Annotated in this window: 22 protein-coding genes and 1 pseudogene; 11 read left to right on the forward strand and 12 right to left on the reverse strand. The window is 44.7% G+C overall.

What is annotated here, in order from left to right:
• Nucleotides 1-3: 3 nt before the first annotated feature.
• The gene (locus WA325_RS15700) at nt 4-2373 is read right to left on the reverse strand and encodes a 3-hydroxyacyl-CoA dehydrogenase/enoyl-CoA hydratase family protein (RefSeq protein WP_336183918.1); all 2370 of its coding nucleotides are present in this window, start codon (nt 2371-2373) and stop codon (nt 4-6) included.
• 175 nt (nt 2374-2548) lie between these two features.
• Between WA325_RS15700 and WA325_RS15705 the strand changes: the two genes are divergently transcribed.
• The gene (locus tag WA325_RS15705) at nt 2549-2692 is read left to right on the forward strand and encodes a YuzL family protein (RefSeq protein WP_010331806.1); all 144 of its coding nucleotides are present in this window, start codon (nt 2549-2551) and stop codon (nt 2690-2692) included.
• Nucleotides 2693-2719: 27 nt separating this feature from the next.
• Here WA325_RS15705 and WA325_RS15710 read toward each other — a convergent pair whose 3' ends face one another.
• A complete protein-coding gene (locus tag WA325_RS15710; RefSeq protein ID WP_336183919.1) occupies nt 2720-3628 on the reverse strand; it encodes a proline dehydrogenase in 909 nt (302 codons plus the stop codon).
• Nucleotides 3629-3727: 99 nt separating this feature from the next.
• On the opposite strand from WA325_RS15710, the gene WA325_RS15715 reads away from it, so the two are divergent.
• From WA325_RS15715 to mdtP, 4 genes are all read left to right on the forward strand, one after another.
• Nucleotides 3728-3973 (forward strand): hypothetical protein, encoded by a 246-nt coding sequence (locus WA325_RS15715; protein WP_010331808.1) that lies wholly within the window; start codon nt 3728-3730, stop codon nt 3971-3973.
• Between the two features lie 12 nt (nt 3974-3985).
• On the forward strand, nt 3986-4318 hold the full coding sequence (locus WA325_RS15720; RefSeq protein ID WP_202853710.1) for a spore coat protein: 333 nt from the start codon (nt 3986-3988) through the stop codon (nt 4316-4318).
• 173 nt (nt 4319-4491) lie between these two features.
• Nucleotides 4492-4938 carry a MarR family transcriptional regulator gene (locus WA325_RS15725; protein WP_044159054.1) on the forward strand — a complete coding sequence of 149 codons (447 nt, stop codon included), beginning with the start codon at nt 4492-4494 and terminating at the stop codon, nt 4936-4938.
• A gap of 25 nt (nt 4939-4963) precedes the next feature.
• A complete protein-coding gene (mdtP, locus tag WA325_RS15730) occupies nt 4964-6577 on the forward strand; it encodes a multidrug efflux MFS transporter MdtP (RefSeq protein ID WP_105954122.1) in 1614 nt (537 codons plus the stop codon).
• 35 nt (nt 6578-6612) lie between these two features.
• On the opposite strand, the gene WA325_RS15735 is transcribed toward mdtP, so the two are convergent.
• Both WA325_RS15735 and WA325_RS15740 read right to left on the reverse strand, forming a co-directional pair.
• A complete protein-coding gene (locus WA325_RS15735; RefSeq protein ID WP_105953851.1) occupies nt 6613-6996 on the reverse strand; it encodes a tautomerase family protein in 384 nt (127 codons plus the stop codon).
• 19 nt (nt 6997-7015) lie between these two features.
• A complete protein-coding gene (locus WA325_RS15740; RefSeq protein ID WP_106295643.1) occupies nt 7016-7756 on the reverse strand; it encodes an SDR family NAD(P)-dependent oxidoreductase in 741 nt (246 codons plus the stop codon).
• 142 nt (nt 7757-7898) lie between these two features.
• On the opposite strand from WA325_RS15740, the gene WA325_RS15745 reads away from it, so the two are divergent.
• Nucleotides 7899-8765 carry a LysR family transcriptional regulator gene (locus WA325_RS15745; RefSeq protein WP_202853709.1) on the forward strand — a complete coding sequence of 289 codons (867 nt, stop codon included), beginning with the start codon at nt 7899-7901 and terminating at the stop codon, nt 8763-8765.
• A gap of 45 nt (nt 8766-8810) precedes the next feature.
• Here the strand turns inward: WA325_RS15745 and WA325_RS15750 are convergent.
• From WA325_RS15750 to WA325_RS15765, 4 genes and pseudogenes are all read right to left on the reverse strand, one after another.
• Nucleotides 8811-9099 (reverse strand): annotated as a pseudogene (locus WA325_RS15750) (YusU family protein).
• A gap of 27 nt (nt 9100-9126) precedes the next feature.
• Nucleotides 9127-9948, reverse strand: coding sequence for an ABC transporter ATP-binding protein (locus tag WA325_RS15755; RefSeq protein WP_024122786.1), 822 nt, complete (start codon nt 9946-9948; stop codon nt 9127-9129).
• Nucleotides 9949-10169: 221 nt separating this feature from the next.
• Nucleotides 10170-10607, reverse strand: a complete 438-nt coding sequence (locus tag WA325_RS15760) for a YusW family protein (protein ID WP_095714038.1) — start codon at nt 10605-10607, stop codon at nt 10170-10172.
• Between the two features lie 108 nt (nt 10608-10715).
• Nucleotides 10716-12500: a M3 family oligoendopeptidase gene (locus WA325_RS15765; RefSeq protein WP_336183920.1), complete on the reverse strand. Its 1785-nt coding sequence runs from the start codon at nt 12498-12500 to the stop codon at nt 10716-10718.
• 134 nt (nt 12501-12634) lie between these two features.
• Between WA325_RS15765 and WA325_RS15770 the strand changes: the two genes are divergently transcribed.
• On the forward strand, nt 12635-13477 hold the full coding sequence (locus tag WA325_RS15770; RefSeq protein ID WP_105953856.1) for an oxidoreductase: 843 nt from the start codon (nt 12635-12637) through the stop codon (nt 13475-13477).
• An 89-nt stretch (nt 13478-13566) separates the two neighbouring features.
• Complete coding sequence (mrgA, locus tag WA325_RS15775; RefSeq protein WP_024122790.1) at nt 13567-14028, forward strand: Dps family protein; 462 nt, start codon at nt 13567-13569, stop codon at nt 14026-14028.
• 40 nt (nt 14029-14068) lie between these two features.
• On the opposite strand, the gene WA325_RS15780 is transcribed toward mrgA, so the two are convergent.
• Nucleotides 14069-15430, reverse strand: coding sequence for a S1C family serine protease (locus WA325_RS15780; RefSeq protein ID WP_336183921.1), 1362 nt, complete (start codon nt 15428-15430; stop codon nt 14069-14071).
• A 275-nt stretch (nt 15431-15705) separates the two neighbouring features.
• On the opposite strand from WA325_RS15780, the gene cssR reads away from it, so the two are divergent.
• Nucleotides 15706-16383 carry a secretion stress-responsive two-component system response regulator CssR gene (gene cssR / locus WA325_RS15785; protein WP_024122792.1) on the forward strand — a complete coding sequence of 226 codons (678 nt, stop codon included), beginning with the start codon at nt 15706-15708 and terminating at the stop codon, nt 16381-16383.
• A complete protein-coding gene (cssS, locus tag WA325_RS15790; protein ID WP_305934723.1) occupies nt 16380-17735 on the forward strand; it encodes a secretion stress-responsive two-component system sensor histidine kinase CssS in 1356 nt (451 codons plus the stop codon). The genes cssR and cssS overlap by 4 nt, the downstream gene beginning before the upstream one ends.
• A 27-nt stretch (nt 17736-17762) precedes the next feature.
• Here cssS and spxO read toward each other — a convergent pair whose 3' ends face one another.
• A complete protein-coding gene (spxO, locus tag WA325_RS15795; RefSeq protein ID WP_003221681.1) occupies nt 17763-17927 on the reverse strand; it encodes an anti-adapter protein SpxO in 165 nt (54 codons plus the stop codon).
• A gap of 168 nt (nt 17928-18095) precedes the next feature.
• Here spxO and WA325_RS15800 point away from each other — a divergent pair, with 168 nt between their 5' ends.
• On the forward strand, nt 18096-18971 hold the full coding sequence (locus WA325_RS15800) for a TetR/AcrR family transcriptional regulator (protein ID WP_202853391.1): 876 nt from the start codon (nt 18096-18098) through the stop codon (nt 18969-18971).
• A gap of 37 nt (nt 18972-19008) precedes the next feature.
• Here WA325_RS15800 and fumC read toward each other — a convergent pair whose 3' ends face one another.
• Together fumC and WA325_RS15810 are read right to left on the reverse strand one after the other, a co-directional pair.
• The gene (gene fumC / locus WA325_RS15805) at nt 19009-20397 is read right to left on the reverse strand and encodes a class II fumarate hydratase (RefSeq protein ID WP_010331827.1); all 1389 of its coding nucleotides are present in this window, start codon (nt 20395-20397) and stop codon (nt 19009-19011) included.
• A 66-nt stretch (nt 20398-20463) separates the two neighbouring features.
• Entirely contained in the window at nt 20464-20649 is a 186-nt protein-coding gene (locus WA325_RS15810) for a YvzF family protein (RefSeq protein WP_010331829.1), read from the reverse strand.
• Nucleotides 20650-20752: the final 103 nt, after the last annotated feature.

Here is a 20752-nt window from a genome sequence, read left to right on the forward strand (position 1 = left end):
CTCCTAGTTCCGTAAAGGTTTGCCTTTCACCAGCATATGCTGCATTCTCGCTTGAGATTTCGCCTCGCCTGCCAGACTTAAAAACGCTTCTCTCTCAATTTCCAATAAATACTCTTCATCCACCTCTGTACCGAACGGCACTTTTCCGCCGGCAATCACAAAAGCGAGTTTTTTTGCAATTTTCATATCATGCTCAGATAGGTAGCCGGACAGCTTCATTTGCTCTGCACCGAGCAGAAGCGCGGCATAACCTGTTTCCCCCGCAACCTTGACCTTTTCTTTTACAGGCGGCCGCCAGCCGGTATCGTATAAAGAGGCGGCTAACTGCTTTGCATCGTACAGGAGGTGATCCTGGTTAGTGCTGATACGGTCAGCCTCTTTTAAAATGTTCAGTTCCCGAGCCTCTTGGGCGGAAGTTGACACCTTAGCCATCGCGATCGTTTCAAATGTTTTCATGGCCGCATTCATCGGATCAAGACCGCGGCGAAGATGATTGATGTACAGCTCTTTATTGCCCCCTCCGCCAGGGATAAGGCCGACTCCTGATTCTACAAGTCCCATATAGGCTTCGCTTGCCGCTTGTATTCGTGCAGCAGGGAGACAGACTTCCGTCCCTCCGCCGAGCGTCATGCCAAATGGAGCTGCCACAACAGGTTTCGCGCTGTATTTGATGTTCATCATTGTTTCTTGAAAACGCCGTATTATCAAATCAACTTCCATAAAGTTGTCATCCTGTACTTCCATTAAGATCATGGCGAGATTGGCGCCCACACAGAAATTTTTGCCTTGATTGCCGATGACAAGCCCTTTATAATTCCGCTCTGTTTCTTCCAAAGCTCTGTTGATCATTTGAATGATGTCGAACCCGATGGCATTGCTTTTCGAGTGAAACTCGAGAAGCGCCACATCGTCTCCAAGGTCGATCAGGCTGGCTCCGCTGTTTTTGGCAATGACGCCGTTTGTTTCTTTGACCGATTGTAAATGGATTCGTTTCTTGTTTTCTTTTACAGCTCTGTATTCGCCGCTTTCGTAATAAAGCACTGTTCCGTTTTCTCTGATGTAGAAGGTCTCATTCCCTTTGTCCAGCATATCTTTTATCCAGCCGGGAATCTCCGCTCCAAGCTGTTCAAGCTTTTCCGCCGACTGTCTGAGACCGATTGCGTCCCAGATTTCGAATGGTCCCAGTTCCCAGCCGAATCCCCATTTCATGGCTTGGTCAATTGCATGAATATCGTCAGCAATTTCTCCGAGCAGCTGGGCTGAGTAAAGCAGCGTTTGCGACGTGATATTCCACAGCAGCTGGCCAGCCCTGTCTTCCGAATAAATAAGCGCTTTCATTTTGGCTTTTGTCCCTTTAGCTTGCTTTGCTGCTTCAAGAGCCGGTGTTTTCATCTTTGTCCGTTCTCCGTAAGTAAGCGTCATCGGGTCTAGCTCATAAATCGTTTTTCCTTCTTTTTTATAAAAGCCTTGACCGGATTTGCTTCCGATCCAGCCTTTTTGCAGCATGTCATTCATGAAGTCAGGCAGGCGAAACACTTCTTTTTCGTCTCCCTCTGCTTTGTCATATACGTTTCGGGCGACGTGAGCAAACGTATCAAGGCCGACAACATCGAGTGTTCTGAAGGTTGCGCTTTTCGGTCTGCCGATCAGCGGGCCTGTGATGGAGTCGACTTCTCCGACCTGATAGCCACCTTTCAGCATTTCTTGAACCGTAATGAGAAGTCCGTACGTCCCGATTCGGTTTGCGATAAAATTTGGTGTGTCCTTAGCTGTAACCACACCTTTGCCGAGGACATTTTCACCGAAGGATGTCATAAACGCCAGGATGTCAGGATCCGTTTCCTTAATCGGAATGATCTCCAGCAGCTTTAAATATCGCGCCGGGTTAAAAAAGTGTGTTCCGAGAAAATGACCTTTAAAATCATCAGACCTGCCTTCAGCCATTGCCTGCACTGAGATGCCGGACGTGTTGCTCGAGACGATGCTGCCCAGTTTCCGATGCTCATCCACGAGAGAGAAAATCTTCTTTTTGACCTCGAGATTTTCAACAACGACCTCAATAATCCAATCAGCTTCCTTCAGCTTCTCAACATCATCTTCTAGATTGCCGGGAGTAATATAAGCGGTATTTTGTGCTGACGTAAGAGGGGCGGGCTTTTGTTTCAGCAGCTTTTTCACCGCAGATCTGCTCAGCCTGCTGCGCACCTCCGGACTTTCCTTCGTCAGCCCCTTTTTCTCCTCTTCCTTTGTTAAATCGTTCGGCACAATATCAAGCAGCAGGACCGGAATTCCGATGTTAGCCAAATGCGCAGCAATACCGGAACCCATAACCCCCGATCCTAAAACGGCTGCTTTTTGAATGTGTTTGTGCATGAGACATCCCCCTTGAACGTTGAATGAATAATCATTCATTTTTTGGTCAAAAAAAATGGAAACCCGTTTCTTCTTTCATCATAAAAGATTTTTGTTTCGACTTCAATAGCTAATTTGTTATTTTTTTGTATGAAGCAGATAGAAGACGGGAAACTTAAACCCGGAGGTGAAGGGAATGGTGCGAGAGAAAAAGAACCCGTCTTCAGCAGCAGTAAGCGCGGCGAGCGTGAAAGGAGATGCCGGTCCGACACAGCATTACGGCGGCGGAAAACGGACAAGCCAAAATCAGCAGTATAAGAAACACAACATGGAACAATAACAATGCAGCTGCGGTTCGCGGCTGCTTTCACTTTTTGAAAATCCCTTTTAACACAAAAGCCGCATTTGCGGGTCTTTCGGCGATTCTTCTCATAAAGTAGCTAAACCAGTCGGTTCCATACGGGACATATACACGCATCTTGTACCCTTCCTTCACGAGTTCCTTCTGCCGCTCCGGCCTAATCCCGTAAAGCATTTGAAACTCGAATTGTGACAGCGGGATTTGATGCTCGGCAACGAGTTTCTTCGTAAACGCAATGATGTCATCATCGTGTGTAGCGACGGCAGTATAGTTCCCGCTCAGCAGATGAAGTTTAATCAAGCTCTGAAAGTGAAGGTCTGTTCCTTTTTTATCAGGGAATGCAACGGCCGCAGATTCCTTGTAAGCGCCTTTGACAAGTCTGAGATTCGGCTTGAGATCGTGCAGCTTTCGGATATCTTCTGCAGCCCGGTAAAGATACGCCTGTATCACCGTACCCAGCATGTCAAATTCCTGCTTGCACTGCCTGTAGATGGCAAGCGTCTGTTCATAATGTGAGTAGTCCTCCATATCAATCGTCACAGCCACGTCATTTTCCTTCGCAGCAGATAAAATGTCACGCAAATGTGAAACGGCCAGCTCTTCTGAAATATCGAGCCCCAGTGACGTCAGCTTAAGGGAAAGCTCGGAATCTAACCGGTATTCGGCAATCGCTTGAATCGCCTTCTTGCATTCCTCTGCGACTCGACTTGCTTCTTTTTGTGTAGCCGCATACTCGCCTAAATAATCGATGGTTGTGCACAATCCGGATTGATTCAGCTTTTTAATGGCCCGAACAGCCGATTCAATCGTGTCCCCCGCGACAAATCTCCGCGCCCCCAGCCGTGATCCGTATGCTTTGGCAAGCTTGGTGAGCGTTTTATTTTGAGATATGAATAAAAACATATGTCTCAACATCCAATTCCCTCCTGACGATACAGCCTTCTTCAAAACACCTGTATATAACTCCCATACTGAAGGAAACATAAAACGAATAGAACGCAAAGGAGGATTACAATGAACAATCAGCAGCAATCTCAAATGCCGCCCTCTGTTATTTCGACAAAGGATCATTTGTATCTGAATGACATGCTGAACTGGAATCTGCTCGCAATGAAAAAAGCGCATTTTATGGCGCAGCAGTGCCAGGATCAAACATTAAAACAAGAACTAGACCGCGTCGGACATATGCATCACGATCACTATCAAAGAATATTAAAGCACCTGCAGCCAGGCCAGCAGCAGTCCGGCTATATCCAATAAGGAGGCGCCAAAATGAATCAGCAAAATCAGAAAATCGGCAACCCGCAAACACCTGTGCCGACTACATCAGAAATGAATGACAGAGATGTCGTCAATGAACTTTTGACAACGGAAAAATACATGACCACTGCGTATTGCACTGCTCTGCACGAGTTCAGCCATGAATCTCTCTATCAGGATATTCAATCCATTTTTGATGAGTCACAAAAAGCGCAAAGAAAACTGTATGATCTCATGTTCCAATATGGATGGTATACTGTTGAAGCAGAGGACGCCCAAAAGCTGCAGCAATCCTATCAAAAGTTCCAGCAAACCATTCAGCAGCAGTCTCCTTATCAGCAATAAAGTTCCATCAATCAGATCCGCAAAAAGGGTATGATGTGCTTTACTGGCATCTATCCTTTTTTTGTGTGTAAAATTAGTTGACTTTTTATTAACGCTTATTTATATTTAATAAGCATTAACTATTTCAATACATTAAATATAAACATGAGTTATATTAAAGAGGAGAAATGAAGATGAAGAGTGCGGATCAGTTAATGTCTGATATTCAGTTATCGCTTCAGGCGCTCTTTCAAAAGATACAGCCTGAAATGCTGGATAGCATGGAGAAACAGGGGATTACCCCCGCGCAGCTGTTTGTGCTTGCAAGCTTAAAAAAGAATGGCAGCCTTAAAATTTCTGAAATTGCCGAACGGATGGAGGTCAAGCCAAGCGCGGTAACGTTAATGGCAGACCGCCTTGAACAAAAAAGTCTGATCGTCAGAAAACACAATACACAAGACAGGCGAGTCATTAATATCAGCCTTACCGATGAAGGAGACAGAAAGTTCGAGGACGTTTTGGCGGGCAGAAAAGCCATAATGGCACGATACCTTTCCTACCTGACGGAAGAGGAACTGCTGCAGGCAGCGCATATGACGAAAAAGCTTGCACAAGCTGCTGCCGAAACCAATGAAAAGTAAAATAGGAAAAGAGGAAACGGATGAAATGAGTAATGAAGGAAAACAATCAAAACGGACTTTATTAATAACAGGCTTAATCATTGCCATGTTTTTCTCAGCCCTTGACGGTACCATTGTCGGAACTGCCATGCCGAAAATCGTCGGAGATCTTGGCGGTTTGAGCATGATGACCTGGCTGACTACGGCGTATTTGTTAACATCAACAACGGTCGTGCCGATTGCCGGTAAATTAGCCGACTTATTGGGGCGCCGGATCGTCTATGTATCAGGGTTGCTTATTTTTATGGCTGCTTCAGCTCTGTGCGGAATGGCCAACAATATGACAGAATTGATTATTTTCCGCGGTTTGCAGGGAATTGGCGGAGGTATTATGATGCCGATGGCCATGATTGTCATCGGTGACTTATTTACAGGGAAACAGCGTGCCAAATTCCAAGGGGTCTTTGGAGCCATTTACGGGCTTGCCTCTGTTATCGGGCCGCAAATCGGCGGCTGGATCGTTGATTCATTAAACTGGAAATGGGTTTTTTACATTAACCTTCCTGTTGGAATTATCGCGGTTATTTTTATTGCCAGAGGATTGCAGGGCCGTAAGCAGACCGGTCCGATCAACTTTGATATCGCCGGTATTTTTACAATGATTGTCGGGGTTGTCAGCCTTCTTCTTGCCCTAAGCTTCGGCGGGAAAGATTACGCATGGGGTTCATGGCAGATTCTCGGCTTGTTCGCACTCGCACTGATCGGAATTGTGAGCTTTATTATTGTTGAATCGAAAGCGAAAGAACCGATCCTTCCAATGTATCTATTTAAAAATAGAACATTTACGTTTTTGAACCTGATCGGCTTTTTTATGAGTATCGGAATGTTTGGCGCGATTACGTTTGTTCCTTTCTTTATGCAGGGAATTGTCGGTGTAAGCGCGTCTGAATCAGGCACCATTATGACACCGATGATGATCTCAATGATCATCACAAGCATTATCGGCGGCCAGCTTGTTTACAAAATAGGAATTAAACCGCAAATCATAACAGGCATGCTGATTATGGCTGGCGGATTCCTTCTGTTAACCACTTTGGATTTAGACACGAGCAAACTTGTCGCAACATCCTATATGGCCATTATCGGTCTTGGAATGGGTCTTGTGATGCCGATTCTGACGCTGGCTTTACAGGAAAGCTTTTCGAAAGAGGAGCTTGGGGTCGTCACCTCTTCCAGCCAATTCTTCCGTTCTATCGGGGGCACATTCGGCATTACCATGCTGGGCGCTGTAATGAATGCCAGATCCGGAAGCTTGCTGACTGATAAACTGGTTCCATATTTAGACTCGCTTCCGGCACAGGCAAGCTCATTTGCCGCCCAGCTAAAGGGTATGATTGATACAAATCCGCAAGGGCTGCTGCAATCACTGTTCAGCCCGGACGCAATTAAACAAATCCCTGCGGCTTTCTCATCCCATATTATGCCGATATTAAAAACATCGTTGATGGATTCGCTCCACAGTGTTTTTTATGCAGGCCTCATCTTTATCGCAGTCGGAGCTGTATTTACCTTATTCTTAAAACCTATTAAGCTTTCGAATAAGAAAACGGATGAACAAAAGGAAAAAGCGGCAAAAGCCGTTGAATCCCCTTCTCATTAATAGCTCACCCCGCGGACATAACCGCGGGGGCTTTTTTATTCGATCATCTGGGCCCTTCCGTTTCCGAAGGACCAATCCTCATCCTGATTTCCGGCCAATATGATAAACACATCTTCTTTTCTTACACCGAGCTCCGAATGAATCCGGCTTGCCACTGAATGGTAAAACGATTTCTTCTGTTCTGTTGTTCTTGAATCTTTCAATGTAAAATGGATGTAAATCAGTTCATCTGTGCGCTCTACCTGTAAATAAGACGGATCATAAAAAAATTCGCTTTTTTGGTATTGCCGGATCACTTGAAAGTAATCATCAGCCGGTACATTGATTTCTGCGATCATAGACTGGTGAATGGCTCTGCTCAGTTTTTGAAGCCATTCTTTGCTTCTCCCCGCTCGTAAATGAATCTGTATAAATGGCATCTCTCACGCGCTCCTTTCTTTACATCGTCTGGCCGCTGTCAATCGTGATGATTTGTCCTGTCAGGGATTCCTGTTCAAGCACGGAACAAATCAGCCGTGCCACATCACTCGCTTCAGCAATTCGCTGCAACAGCAAAGTGCCGCTCATGTTTTTCATTTTTTCTTCACGCCCCGCCCACCATCTTGTCGCGACAGCTCCGGGTGCGACACCGCACACTCTGATTTCTGGCGCCAAAGCGTGTGCCAATGATTTTGTCAGGCCGTGCACCGCTGCTTTTGACACAGCGTAAGGCATAGAAGAGCCCGCCCCGGTTGACCCCGCGATACTGCCGATATTAACGATCGCCCCAGCCTTGCTTTTTTTCATGAAAGGAGCCGCTGCTCTCGCGCAAAAAAACATTCCTTTGACATTGACCGCATATAACTCGTCCCATACGTCCTCTGTCGCGGCGTCGAGATCATCCATTGGAATATGCCGTGTAATACTTGCGTTGTTGATTAAAACGTCAATCGTGCCGTATTGCTTTACTATCGCTTGAACCATGTCCTGCACTTCACTGTTTTTGGACACATCGGCTTGGATAGCAACGGCCTGCCCTCCCTCGCTTTTGATGATTTCTGCTGTTTCCTCCGCCTCAGCTCGCGAGCGTGAATAATTCACCGCAACAATCGCTCCGCGTTTCGCTAATTCAATGCATGCTGCTCTTCCTATTCCCGTGCCGCCCCCAGTGACGAGAGCTGTTTTGTTTTTAAGATCCATTGCCGCCACTCCTTGTTGTTTGTATATATTTTGAAATCTAAACTGCTGATTCTATTGTAATGGAGGTTTGGTGTTACGTATAATGATTGTTAAAGATACTCTATATCATTTAGATTGATATCAAAAGAACGGGGGATTCAACATGGAAAGCGGAGATCTGCGTGTGTTTCAAATGGTAGCCCGTGAAGGCACAATTACGAAAGCCGCACTGCAGCTTGGCTACGTGCAATCAAATGTGACGGCCAGAATTCAGCAATTGGAAGCTGAGCTCGGCACCACCCTTTTTTTGCGCCATAATCGAGGGATGACACTCTCTTCTAGCGGAAAGCTTCTGCTGGATTATACGGATAAAATTATCGGGCTGCTGGATGAGGCGTCCAAAGCGCTCTCTTCCTCAACTGAGCCGAGCGGACAGCTGATGATCGGTTCCACTCAGACAGCCGCCGCAGTCAGGCTTCCAAAACTGCTTGCTTCGTATTATGAAGAGTATCCAAACGTACAGCTGTCTTTAACAACAGGGCATACACAATTTTTAATCGATAAAGTTCTTCGGTATGAACTCGATGGAGCGTTTATCGGCTGTGAATGCAATCATCCTGAGCTTCAGTCCTTCCCCGCATTTGAGGAGGAGCCCGTAGTCGTGTCCGCTGCATCTGTATCCTGTGCAGAAGAAGCGATCACAAAGCCGATTCTCGTTTACAGCACAGGCTGTTCGTACCGAGATACCCTTGAAAAATGGCTGCACTCCGTCGGCGTCACACAGCCGGTGATTATGGAGTTCGGCACACTTGAAGCGATTGTAGGCGGGGTAACAGCGGGCCTTGGCATCTCATTGCTGCCGCGGACTGTTGTACAAAAACACGAGTCTGAAGGTTCGATCCGATTGTACACGCTCCCTGAACCTCTCAGACAGATGAAAACGGAGTTTATTTTCCGGAAGGATTCGTTTATCAGCAGCGCGCTGCGTACCTTTATGGATTCCTTCGCACCAAATGAAACAGCCACATAACAAAAAGCAGTCTGCCGTTCATGAGCGGCAGACTGCTTTTTTAGCCTATTCTTTGTTTCGATGCTCTTCATTTAACTGTTTGATATGCTGTATGATGTCTTTCATGCCCTGCTTTGCGTCAGGATATGTAGTATTCCAATGCTTGGCGAGCGGAGGCATGCTTTTGGCGATATGCGTGTACAAGATCCACTGCTTCACTTCTTCTTTTAATTCATGATTTGACTCCCCAAGGAGCAGCTCGGTATATTTTTCAAGCAATCCATCCAGCTGTTCTTGCAGTTTTTGTTCCATTTATACATCTTCCTTTCAAAAAAACAGCAAGGAGCTTTCTCATTGATGAAAGCTCCTTTAGCCGTGTTATTTATCCATGTGATGTGAAAGCCGCTTCCCGGACAATGCATCTGCCCCGGCCATGAGGAATGCAAAGAGGCGTTCCGAACAGCGGGTCCTGTGTGACCTGACAGTTCATAGAAAACACATTTTGCACCAGATCACAAGTAATGACCTCTTCCGGACGGCCTTCAGCGTAAATCTGTTTATCTTTAATAGCCACAAGGTGATGTGCGTAGCGGCAAGCTAAATTCAAATCATGGAGCACCATGACGATCGTCCGCTGTTCCTTCTCATTCAGCTCAAACAGCAAATCAAGAATTTCAATTTGATGCGTCATATCCAAATACGTTGTCGGTTCATCCAGAAGTATAATATCCGTTTCCTGGGCAAGCGTCATCGCAATCCAAGCCCGCTGGCGCTGTCCGCCTGATAAGGAATCGACGGCGCGGTCAGCCATATCTTCCAGCTTTGTGGCTTTAAGCGCTCTCTCAACAGCTGCCTCATCCTCTTTTGACCACTGTTTCAGCCAGTTTTGATAAGGATATCTTCCCTGCTTTACAAGCTGATGCACCGTCAGTCCCTCCGGAGCAGAAGGCCCCTGCGGCAGAATGGCAAGCTCCTTTGCGACTTCCTTTGTCGGAAGCTTGGCGATCGCTCTTCCTTCCAATAGCACAGAACCGCCTCTCGGCTTCATCAGCCGCGCCAACGAACGTAAAAGTGTCGATTTTCCGCAGCCGTTGCTGCCGATAAATACGGTAATTTCACCTTTTGGAATCGTTAAATTCAGTTCATCAATAATAACGGCATCCCCGTACCCTAAGCTCAGCGTTTCTGTAGAAATTGCACTCATACCCTTAACCGCTCCTTTTTGCTGGCTTTTTAGCAGCTCTATGTATCGCACGTTTTATATAGACATGCATGTAAGTAAATTGTCATCAATGCAAGTGATACAATATTCAGTCTCTGATATGGTCATATATCCCTCATTGTAGCAGAAAACAGTGACTTTGAAAATCATTTTCAATTAGTTTCCTGGTCAAAAATGGCGGTTATGGGTTTTTCAGCACATGACTATTTTTTAATTTCTCTGACAGCGCCGTTCTTAAGCTTCAGTTTTAAGTCGATATGATCATAGTGGCTGTCAAGGTTAAAAGCCGCCAGCACACTGTGAATTACTTCCTTTTCAGCCATTTGATCTGTCACGGATAGCTCGCTCAGAATCATTTTCATCTCATCCAACGCTTCTTCTCCCTCTTGATTGATGCCTGAGAGCTTATCTTGTATTTCTGCTGTTTCATGAGTTCCGTTTTTTTCGTATATCCCTTCATAGCGATTATGCTCACCGTCACCATAGCTGACGCGAAGCGAGAAATTGCTGTAAGGAACAGATTTCATATGAGTAACTGCCGTATTTTCTCCTTCTGCTTGCTGCTGTTCTTCATTGAGACGGCAGCCCGCAATCAGAACAACTGCGAGACAAACGGCCCCCGCCGCTCTGATCAAATGCATAATGGTTCCCCCCTGTAGAATTCTCTTTCTTTTAGGTATGTCCAAGGGATGGAATCCTCATTCAGAGAAAAGAACAGAAAAAGCCGGGCTTCAGCGCCCGGCTTTCCTTTATGATTCAGTCATTTGCAAAAAGGCTTCGGCGTCCTGCACTGCCAGCTTGATGGCATTTTCCCAAAAGTCTCTCTTCGTGATGTCTGCGCCTAAATGCTTCATCGCTAAATCTTCTACGGTCATGGATGCCGTATCACGCAATAGCGCTATATATTTCTCTTCAAACGTGTTTTTTTCTTCAAGCGCCAGAGCATAAATACCGAGAGAAAACAGATAGCCGAACGTATAAGGGTAATTATAAAACGGCACTCTCGTAATATGAAAGTGGAGCTTTGACGCCCAGAATAGCGGATGATACTCGCCTAAAGCGCCGCAGAACGCTTCTTTTTGCGCTTCTTCCATCAGCTCGTTTAAACGGTCCGCCGGCACAATTCCCCGCTTTCGTTCCTCGTAAAACCTCGTTTCAAATAAAAACCTCGCATGGATATTCATAAAGAAAGCAACGCTTCTTTGCACTTTATCCTCCAGAAGCACAAGCTTTTCTTCCTTTGTCTCCGCCTGATTGACAGTCGCGTCTGCCACAATCATTTCCGCAAAAGTTGAGGCAGTTTCCGCTACGTTCATGGCGTAGGATCGATTTAACGGCCTTACATTGAGCATCGCTTCCTGATGAAAGGCATGCCCGAGTTCATGGGCAAGCGTTGAGACGTTCGAGGCACTGCCGGAAAACGTCATGAAGATACGGGATTCCCCGCTGTCCGGAAAGCTCGTGCAAAAGCCGCCGACTCTTTTTCCGCTTCTGTCCTCGGCTTCAATCCAGCGGTCACGGAACGCCTTTTCTGTAAAAGCGGACAACTTTCGGCCGAACGTGGAAAATTGGCTGACAATTAAGTTTGCGGCTTCATCGTATGAATATTCCTTCCCGGCAGACCCAATCGGTGCCTCAACGTCATACCAATCGAGCTTTTCGAGACCGAGCATGGATGCTTTCCGATTGAGAAACTGAACGAACGGCTGCTTATTTTCAGTAATGACCTGCCACATCGTATCCAGCGTTTCTTTTTTCATCCGGTTGATTTGCAGCGGCTCCTTCAGAACGTCCTCCCATCCCCTCGCTTTGTAGGTTTCCAGCCGGAACCCCGCCAAATGATTCAGCGTGCTGCTGAAAATATCCTGTTCCCGCTCCCAAGCTTGATTGGTGCGTTCAAAAACGGTTTTCCTGACATCACGGTCCTGAGAAGACATCATGTTTTCCGCCTGTCCGACAGATAATTGTTTTTCCTCAAACGGAATGGTCATTTTTCCGACAACGATATGATATAAATCATCCCAGGCATGATAACCGTCAACCGCAAGACTTCCAATCAGTTTTTCTTTGTCTGGGCTGAGCTTTTCCGCAACCCGTTCTCTTCTTTCATTTAATATGTATGATACCTCTCGCAGTCCAGGTGTTTTGAGCAATTCTTCCCACACGCCTTGATCAATCTCCACAAGTTTATGATCCAATGTGACAAGGGAGGACTGAAAATCTGCGACTAGCTGATGCATGAATGATTTATGTTCATTTGCCTTCTGATCGCTAATGTTCTGTGCCTGAAGACAAGAGACAAAAGCACCGGCCTGCTGCAGCTTGACCGAATTTTGTTCAAATGCATCAAGCAATGCGGTCAGCCTTCCAGCATCATCAGATGTTTCTGGCGCCTCAAATGCATCTGTCATGTCTTGAAATGCACGCAGGCTTTGTGACAGCTTTTCAATATATCCCTTGAATTCTTCTGACTGGCTCCCGCCTTTAAAAAACGAATCCAGATCCCATGTTTTGTTTACCCCTTGCAATCCCATGACTCAAAACCCCTTTCCTTATTTGATTTTATTATAGAACAATTCTGAATTATTGTATAAAAATTTCTTTTATGGCGTCATTCTCTATGCATCATTGTACAATAGCTGTAGCGCCAAACAGGAGGATATGGAAAATGAATAAAAAAATAGCTATCGTTACAGGAGCGTCTAGCGGTTTCGGTCTGCTGGCAGCAGTCAAACTGGCTCAGTCATTTTTCGTCATTGCCACAGCAAGGCAGCCCGAGAAAGCGGAACAGCTGCGCGGTTTAGCAGCAAAACATCATGTAGCTGACTCCATTCACATCACCGCTCTCGATGTCACTGATGAACACTCGATCGAAGCCTTTGGAAAAACCATAAGTGCGTATGCCCCAATTGATTTACTCGTCAACAATGCGGGGACAGCTTACGGGGGATTTATCGAGGATGTGCCGATGGAGCATTTCAGAAAGCAATTTGAAACGAACGTTTTCGGATTAATCAATGTCACAAAAACCGTCCTTCCTTACATACGAAAGCATAGCGGGGCAAAGATTATAAACGTAAGCAGTATCAGCGGGTTAACCGGATTTCCCGCATTGTCGCCTTACGCCTCTTCCAAGTATGCATTGGAGGGGTTTTCAGAAAGCCTGCGTCTGGAGCTGCTTCCTTTCGGCATTGAAACCGCTCTGATCGAGCCAGGCTCATACAAAACATCGATCTGGTCAACATCGTTATCGAATCACATGACTGTGCCGGCTGACGATTCAGCTTATCATCAATACTATAAAAAGATCCTTTCTTATGTTGAAAAAAATGCCGATGAAAGCGGAGATCCCCAAGAGGTTGCCGACATCATTTATCAATTAGCCATGAAACAGCGTTTAAAGAAATTGCGTCATCCGATCGGAAAAGGCGTCAAGCTCACCCTGTTATTCCGAGCGCTTTTTCCTTGGTCCGCATGGGAGTCTATCCTGAAGAAAAAACTATTCAGCTGATCTAAATTATAATAATTATAATTTAGTATTGATTTTTAATTAATACGTGGTATAATTAAATTAACAGATCACAAGGAGGACGTAAGATTATGAAAACCGAAAACGCAAAAACAAACCTGACATTAGTTGAGAATTCAATGAACACCCAATTATCAAACTGGTTTCTTCTATACTCCAAGCTGCACCGTTTTCATTGGTATGTAAAAGGGCCTCACTTCTTTACATTGCATGAAAAATTTGAAGAACTGTATGACCACGCGGCGGAAACTGTGGATACGATTGCTGAGCGCCTGCTGGCTATCGGAGGACAGCCTGTTGCCACTCTGAAAGAATACACTGAGCAAGCATCTATCACAGACGGCGGAAACGAAACGTCAGCTTCAGAAATGGTCCAAGCTTTGGTGAACGACTACAAACAAATCAGCAGCGAGTCTAAATTCGTCATCGGCCTTGCGGAAGAAAATCAAGACAATGCGACAGCAGACTTGTTTGTCGGATTAATCGATGAAGTCGAAAAACAAGTATGGATGCTTTCCTCTTATTTAGGCTAAAAAAAAGCTGAACCCTCTTCGGGTTCAGCTTTTTTGCTATTTAGCTGCTGAGGCTTTCTGTCTGCTTGGTCAGTGTCACGTTCAGGTTTTTCGTTTTTCCGTTTCGTATCACTTGAATTGTTGTTTTATCTCCGACTTTTAAATCTTTATATAGGATTTGACGGATATCCGCACTGCTTTGGATATCTTTTCCGTTTAATTTGACAATAACATCCTCAGATTTCATTCCTGCTTTAGCCGCCGGTGAATTGGATTGAACTTCTTTGACGTAGACACCTTTGCTCAATTGATCGCCAAACAGGCCGAGTGTGTTTTCCTGGTACGTTTCAGGAACTTGTGACATATCAATCATTTGCACGCCTAAGAATGGACGGTCCACTTTTCCGTTTTCAAGAAGCTGGTCAACAATTGGCTCTACATCGTTGCTTGGAATCGCAAAACCGAGTGACTCAACCCCGTTTTCACTTACTTTCAAACTGTTGATACCGATCACTTGGCCGTTTGAATTGATTAACGGGCCGCCGCTGTTCCCCGGATTGATTGCCGCGTCTGTTTGCAGCACATTCATCTCAACCGTACCTTGAGTCGTATCGACATCAATCGTCCGGTTAAGTCCGCTGATGATCCCTTGTGTCACTGTTCCGGAGAATTGCTGGCCGAGCGGGTTACCGATGGCGATGACTTTTTCACCTGTGCGCAGCTGCGAAGAATCCCCGAAGCTCGCCACTTTTTTGACGTTCTTTCCGCTGATTTCCAAAACAGCCAAATCTGTAATTGTATCGCTTCCCACAAGCTTGGCTGTCTCCGTTTTTCCATTGTACAGAGTAACAGTCAGCTTATTCGCTCCTTCCACCACGTGGTTGTTTGTAATGATATATGCTTTGTTATTGTCTTTTTTGAAAATGACCCCTGACCCCGTTCCGCTTTCACTTTCTGAGCCGGAGCTGCCTTCTGTGCCGAATGTGTTATTTTGAGAGGTTTGGATATTTGAGATTCCGACAATTGTCGGCTCTAAGTCCTCTACCATATCAGCCACGTTGGTCGCGTTTGTCACAGGTGTCGTTGTAAAATTGTCTGATTGCACCTGTTTATTTGCGGAAGCCGTCTCGGTCGTCTGATTATGGTCAGACGGCAAATAAGGCGCGATGCCAAGCATCAGTCCGCCGCCGATGATCCCGCCTAAAATCGGGCTCAGCCATGTGGCTCTCCGCTTCTTTTCTTTTTTTACAGCTGTTTCTTTCTTTTCCATTTCTAAAGCGGAAACCGTTTCTTTTCGTCCCGCTTCATCAGAATGAGGCTGATCAAGCAGTTCTTGTTCAGGATGCTCAATCAGCTTCTGGTTTTCTGTATGTGAAGGTTCTGTGTGTTGTTCCCCGTTTTGGTCATCACGTCTGTAATCCATATGCATACACTCCTTATTCGGTTTTCGTTTATCGTTACATATTCATCGCATGTACAAGTTCAATTGTCCCAATAATGAGGAGAAAAGCAAAGCACCAAAATAGAATATGTTTGATCATCCTACATCTTCCCCGCTCTTTTCTTTTCCTTTCTTCCCTTATACACATCATAAACAAACATTGTGGGATAAAAATGAAAAGAATATGTGAAATTATGAAAATTGCCTGCCGTATGTTAAAACTAGTTTATAATGACGTTGAAAGGATGTGAAGAGCCTTGTCATATACCATTTATCTAGTTGAGGATGAGGATAATCTGAATGAATTGCTGACGAAGTATTTAGAGAATGAGGGCTGGAACATTACATCTTTTACGAAAGGCGAAGACGCCAGAAAAAAAATGACGCCGTCTCCCCACCTGTGGATTCTCGATATCATGCTGCCGGATACTGACGGCTATACATTAATAAAAGAAATCAAAGAGAAAGACCCTGACGTGCCGGTCATTTTTATTTCCGCACGAGACGCCGATATTGACAGAGTGCTTGGGTTAGAGCTTGGAAGCAATGACTATATTTCAAAACCTTTTCTCCCGCGGGAACTGATTATACGTGTGCAAAAACTATTGCAGCTTGTCTATAAGGAAGCGCCGGCCGCACAAAAAAACGAAACCGTCGTCTCCTCCTATCGGGTCGCGGAAGACGCCCGTGAGGTCTATGATGAAAACGGCAATTTGATTAATTTAACGTCGAAGGAATTTGATCTCCTCCTCTTATTTATCCATCATAAAGGGCATCCATATTCCCGTGAGGATATTCTCGTCAAGGTATGGGGACATGATTACTTTGGAACTGACCGCGTTGTTGACGATCTTGTCCGGAGGCTGCGTAAAAAGATGCCTGAACTCAAAGTGGAGACCATTTACGGGTTTGGCTACAGGATGATGACATCATGAAAAACAAGCCGCTCTCGTTTCAAATATGGGTTGTCATCTCCGGCATCCTGTTAGCCATATCAATTTTATTGCTTGTTTTATTTTCAAACACGCTGCGTGATTTTTTCACCAATGAAACGTACACCACCATTGAAAATGAACAGCATGTTCTGACTGAGTACCGCCTGCCTGGTTCAATCGAAAGGCGCTATTACAGCGAGGAAGCCACGGCGCCGACGACCGTGCGCTCTGTACAGCACGTGCTTCTGCCCGAAAATGAAGCGGCTTCGTCAAACAAGGATTTGAGAATCCTGTCGTCCGCGTTTATCCATAAGGTATACCAACTGGCTGATAAACAGGAAGCCAAAAAGAAACGATACAGCGCTGAAATTAATGGCGAAAAAGTGTTTTTTGTCATTAAGAAGGGACTTTCCGTCAACGGGCAATCCGCCATGATGCTGTCCTATGCACTTGATTCTTATCGGGACGATCTGGCCTTCACCCTGTTCAAACAGCTGCTGTTTATTATAGCGGTTGTCATTTTATTAAGCTGGATTCCGGCGATTTGGCTTGCGAAATATTTATCAAGGCCTCTCGTTTCGTTTGAAAAGCACGTCAAACGGATTTCAGAACAGGATTGGGATGATCCTGTCATAGTGGATCGGAAAGATGAAATCGGCAAATTGGGCCATACCATCGAAGAGATGCGCCAAAAGCTCGTGCAAAAGGATGAAACAGAAAGAACCCTTTTACAAAATATTTCTCATGATTTAAAAACACCGGTTATGGTGATCAGGGGATATACCCAATCCATTAAAGATGGGATTTTTCCTAAAGGAGATCTTGAAAATACAGTAGATGTCATTGAAGGCGAAGCCCTTAAGCTGGAGAAAAAAATAAAAGATTTATTATATTTAACAAAGCTCGATTACTTATCTAAGCAAAAAGTACAACATGAAACATTCAGTATTATGGAAGTGACAGAAGAAGTCATTGAAAGACTGAAATGGGCGCGAAAAGAATTATCATGGGGAATTGATGTAGAAGAAGACATTCTCATGCCTGGTGATCCCGAGCAATGGAACAAGCTTCTGGAGAACATACTGGAAAATCAAATCCGCTATGCCGCAACAAAGATTGAAATCATCATGAAACAAGATGATCGGAATATCTTTATCACCATTAAAAATGACGGACCGCATATTGAAGATGAGATGCTTTCCAGCCTCTATGAGCCTTTTAATAAAGGGAAGAAAGGCGAATTCGGCATTGGTCTCAGCATCGTAAAACGTATTTTAACTCTACATAAGGCGTCTATCTCAATTGAAAATGACAAAACGGGTGTAACATACCGCATAGCAGTGCCAAAATAGACTGTAGATGTTTTTGCAGTCTACTTTTTATGTGAAAGAATAGCCGTTAAAATCTCTGTAATTTGTTTTGAGCGGCTGTTTGCATTGATGAACCCATTTTTTCTCTGACAACGTCTGCTTCGGATATTTGACTTTTTCCACTTTAATTCCTCTGTTTCGCAAGCGGCTGATCATTTCGTCCAATTCTCTCATTTCAGATTCACCCTTTCGCTTGAGCTTTGACCGTTCGGTCATCTCAATTTATAATATAAATAATACATGATAAAAAAACAAGTTACAATAAGGTTAAATTTATAACGTACGGTATGACTATATGGTCATATCCTATGTAGGCCTCAGGCTCCGAAAGGGTGGAACCATTTGAAGGAAAAAGAGAAGCTGATTTTTGAAACAGCCATTAAACTGTTTGCCCAAAAAGGATATAACTCAACATCGGTTCAGGAAATTGCCAAAGCATGCAAAATTTCTAAAGGCGCTTTTTATATTTATTTTCCTTCTAAAGAAGCGCTGCTTTTGTCTATGCTGAATTACTATTATGATAAAACGTTTACCCGTATTTTAAATATTAAAACGAAAGGCGACAGCCCCAGAACAGCTTACCGCAAGCAGCTTACCGTGTTCTATGAAAACATCCTTGAACACAAAGACTTTATTACAATGCAGATGAAGGAAGGTTCTCTGCCTTATACGGATGAAGTAGAGCAATACGCGAAAAAAATCCGACAGACTTCCCTTCAATTTCACATTGACAGTCTGTTAAACATATATGGAGAGAAAGCTGAACCTTATACAGCGGAGCTTTGTTTTCTAATAGAAGGAATCAGCCAGATTTACCTGGAATGCATGATTTTGCTCGGGTATACTGTGAAGCCGGATCAATTAGCAGATATCGTTATTAACCGAATTGATGATATGGTCAAAGGCATGTCTGAACGAAACGATGAGCCTTTCATTACATTAGAAGAAGCAAGCTCTTTATTCGGGCCCCTGTCTCACGGACGGCCTGACCCGCTGACTGAATCGATTGTGAAAAGCCTTCGTGAAAAAATAAAAAACTTGAACACAAACTCCTCTTTTGAATTATCGGAGAGCTTGGACATACTTGAAGCAGAAATGAAGAAAAAAACACCGAAGCTGGTGATCATAAAAGGAATGATCCATAATCTGATGGAGTCGGAAGCTCTCGCAGAGGATGCCGAGCAGCTTACATATCTCTTGAAACAGCAATATATTTAGAAGAACGGCTGCTTTACAAGCAGCCGTTTTTTCTCTATTACGCCTTTGGTTTTACCATATCTTCCGGTTTCACCATTTCGTTAAATTGTTCCTCTGTCAGCAATTCAAGCTTCAAAGCCGCTTCTTTCAGCGTCAATCCCTCTTTATGGGCAAGCTTGGCAATTTTTGCGGCATTTTCATATCCGATATGCGGATTCAGCGCCGTAACCAGCATTAAAGAATTCGACAAGTTTTCCTGAATCGTTTCTTTATTTGGCTCGATACCGACAGCACACTTATCATGGAAGGAGTTCATTCCGTCACTCAGCAGCTGCACGGATTGCAGGAAGTTGTAAATGATCACAGGTTTAAATACGTTTAGTTCAAAGTTCCCCTGACTTGCGGCAAAGCCGATTGTCGCATCGTTCCCCATAATTTGCGCTGCGATCATCGTCAGTGCTTCACTTTGTGTCGGGTTCACTTTTCCAGGCATAATGGAGCTGCCAGGCTCATTTTCAGGAATGACAATCTCCCCGATGCCGCAGCGAGGCCCGCTCGCAAGCCATCTGACATCGTTTGCGATTTTCATTAAATCAGCGGCAAGAGCTTTTAAAGCGCCGTGTGCATATGTGATTTCGTCATGGCTTGTCAGCGCATGGAATTTATTCGACGAGCTGTTAAACGTTTGACCTGTCAGTTTCGTGATCTCCTCTGAAACAAGCTCTCCAAATTCCGGGTGAGCATTGATTCCTGTTCCGACAGCTGTACCTCCGATTGCAAGCGCACGCATTTTGTCTGTCGCTTCTAAAATCATTTCCTTCGAACGATCGAGCATGTGCACCCATCCGCTGATTTCCTGTCCAAGAGTCAGAGGTGTGGCATCCTGAAGATGCGTACGTCCGATTTTCACAATATCATTGTATGCTTTCGCTTTTTCGTCTAACGTATTGCGAAGCTGATCAAGCGCAGGCACAAGCTGTTCATAGACAGATAAAACGGCAGCAACGTGCATCGCTGTCGGGAACGTATCGTTTGAGCTTTGGCTGCGGTTAACGTCATCGTTTGGATGAATCGTTTGATCAGAGTTCTTTTCTTTTAATAACGCAGTCGCGCGATTGGCCACCACTTCGTTCATGTTCATGTTGCTTTGTGTGCCGCTTCCGGTCTGCCATACAACAAGCGGGAAGTTATCATCGTATTTGCCTTTGAGCACATCATCACAAACTGCTGCAATGGCTTCCGCTTTTTCCGCATCTAGATTGCCCAGGCGTTTATTAGCGATCGCCGTGCTGCGTTTCAATATTGCAAACGCCTTCACAACACGCATCGGCATTTTTTCAGAACCAATCTTGAAGTTCTCCTTGCTTCGCTGTGTTTGGGCGCCCCAAAATTTATCAGCAGGAACTTTTACTTCTCCCATGGTGTCTCTTTCAATTCTGTAGTCCATTTTATGTATCCCTCCATAACGGTTGCTTCAATAGATCAAATTCGCCAGTGATATAAAAAATCCTTTTTATTTTTCGATCTTGGCAGATTTTAATTTTAATTCAAGATATACGCGGGAGTCCTTTGAATATTTGTACTTCGGATTCGTTCGTCCGTACTCCCTTGATGTATAAGAGACATCGTAATGCTTTTCAAATGATTTAATGAGCTGTTCTATTTCTTCTTGTTTTCCTGCAAGTCTTACCTGTGCCACTTCATATCCTCCGCTTTCATAAAAAAACTTCTGCCATAAAATACTGTAACACAGTATATCATTTTTTTAACAGGAAAAGATAACCTCTACTAAGGTTTTGGAC

It is taken from the genome of Bacillus sp. 205(2023) (genome assembly GCF_037027485.1).
GTDB lineage: Bacteria > Bacillota > Bacilli > Bacillales > Bacillaceae > Bacillus > Bacillus halotolerans.

Bases quoted from the DNA above. Each gene is read 5' to 3' on its own strand.
- WA325_RS15700 (WP_336183918.1), bottom strand. From the start codon at position 2,373: ATGCACAAACACATTCAAAAAGCAGCCGTTTTAGGATCGGGGGTTATG.
- WA325_RS15705 (WP_010331806.1), top strand. From the start codon at position 2,549: ATGGTGCGAGAGAAAAAGAACCCGTCTTCAGCAGCAGTAAGCGCGGCG.
- WA325_RS15710 (WP_336183919.1), bottom strand. From the start codon at position 3,628: ATGTTGAGACATATGTTTTTATTCATATCTCAAAATAAAACGCTCACC.
- WA325_RS15715 (WP_010331808.1), top strand. From the start codon at position 3,728: ATGAACAATCAGCAGCAATCTCAAATGCCGCCCTCTGTTATTTCGACA.
- WA325_RS15720 (WP_202853710.1), top strand. From the start codon at position 3,986: ATGAATCAGCAAAATCAGAAAATCGGCAACCCGCAAACACCTGTGCCG.
- WA325_RS15725 (WP_044159054.1), top strand. From the start codon at position 4,492: ATGAAGAGTGCGGATCAGTTAATGTCTGATATTCAGTTATCGCTTCAG.
- mdtP (WP_105954122.1), top strand. From the start codon at position 4,964: ATGAGTAATGAAGGAAAACAATCAAAACGGACTTTATTAATAACAGGC.
- WA325_RS15735 (WP_105953851.1), bottom strand. From the start codon at position 6,996: ATGCCATTTATACAGATTCATTTACGAGCGGGGAGAAGCAAAGAATGG.
- WA325_RS15740 (WP_106295643.1), bottom strand. From the start codon at position 7,756: ATGGATCTTAAAAACAAAACAGCTCTCGTCACTGGGGGCGGCACGGGA.
- WA325_RS15745 (WP_202853709.1), top strand. From the start codon at position 7,899: ATGGAAAGCGGAGATCTGCGTGTGTTTCAAATGGTAGCCCGTGAAGGC.
- WA325_RS15755 (WP_024122786.1), bottom strand. From the start codon at position 9,948: ATGAGTGCAATTTCTACAGAAACGCTGAGCTTAGGGTACGGGGATGCC.
- WA325_RS15760 (WP_095714038.1), bottom strand. From the start codon at position 10,607: ATGCATTTGATCAGAGCGGCGGGGGCCGTTTGTCTCGCAGTTGTTCTG.
- WA325_RS15765 (WP_336183920.1), bottom strand. From the start codon at position 12,500: ATGGGATTGCAAGGGGTAAACAAAACATGGGATCTGGATTCGTTTTTT.
- WA325_RS15770 (WP_105953856.1), top strand. From the start codon at position 12,635: ATGAATAAAAAAATAGCTATCGTTACAGGAGCGTCTAGCGGTTTCGGT.
- mrgA (WP_024122790.1), top strand. From the start codon at position 13,567: ATGAAAACCGAAAACGCAAAAACAAACCTGACATTAGTTGAGAATTCA.
- WA325_RS15780 (WP_336183921.1), bottom strand. From the start codon at position 15,430: ATGGATTACAGACGTGATGACCAAAACGGGGAACAACACACAGAACCT.
- cssS (WP_305934723.1), top strand. From the start codon at position 16,380: ATGAAAAACAAGCCGCTCTCGTTTCAAATATGGGTTGTCATCTCCGGC.
- spxO (WP_003221681.1), bottom strand. From the start codon at position 17,927: ATGAGAGAATTGGACGAAATGATCAGCCGCTTGCGAAACAGAGGAATT.
- fumC (WP_010331827.1), bottom strand. From the start codon at position 20,397: ATGGACTACAGAATTGAAAGAGACACCATGGGAGAAGTAAAAGTTCCT.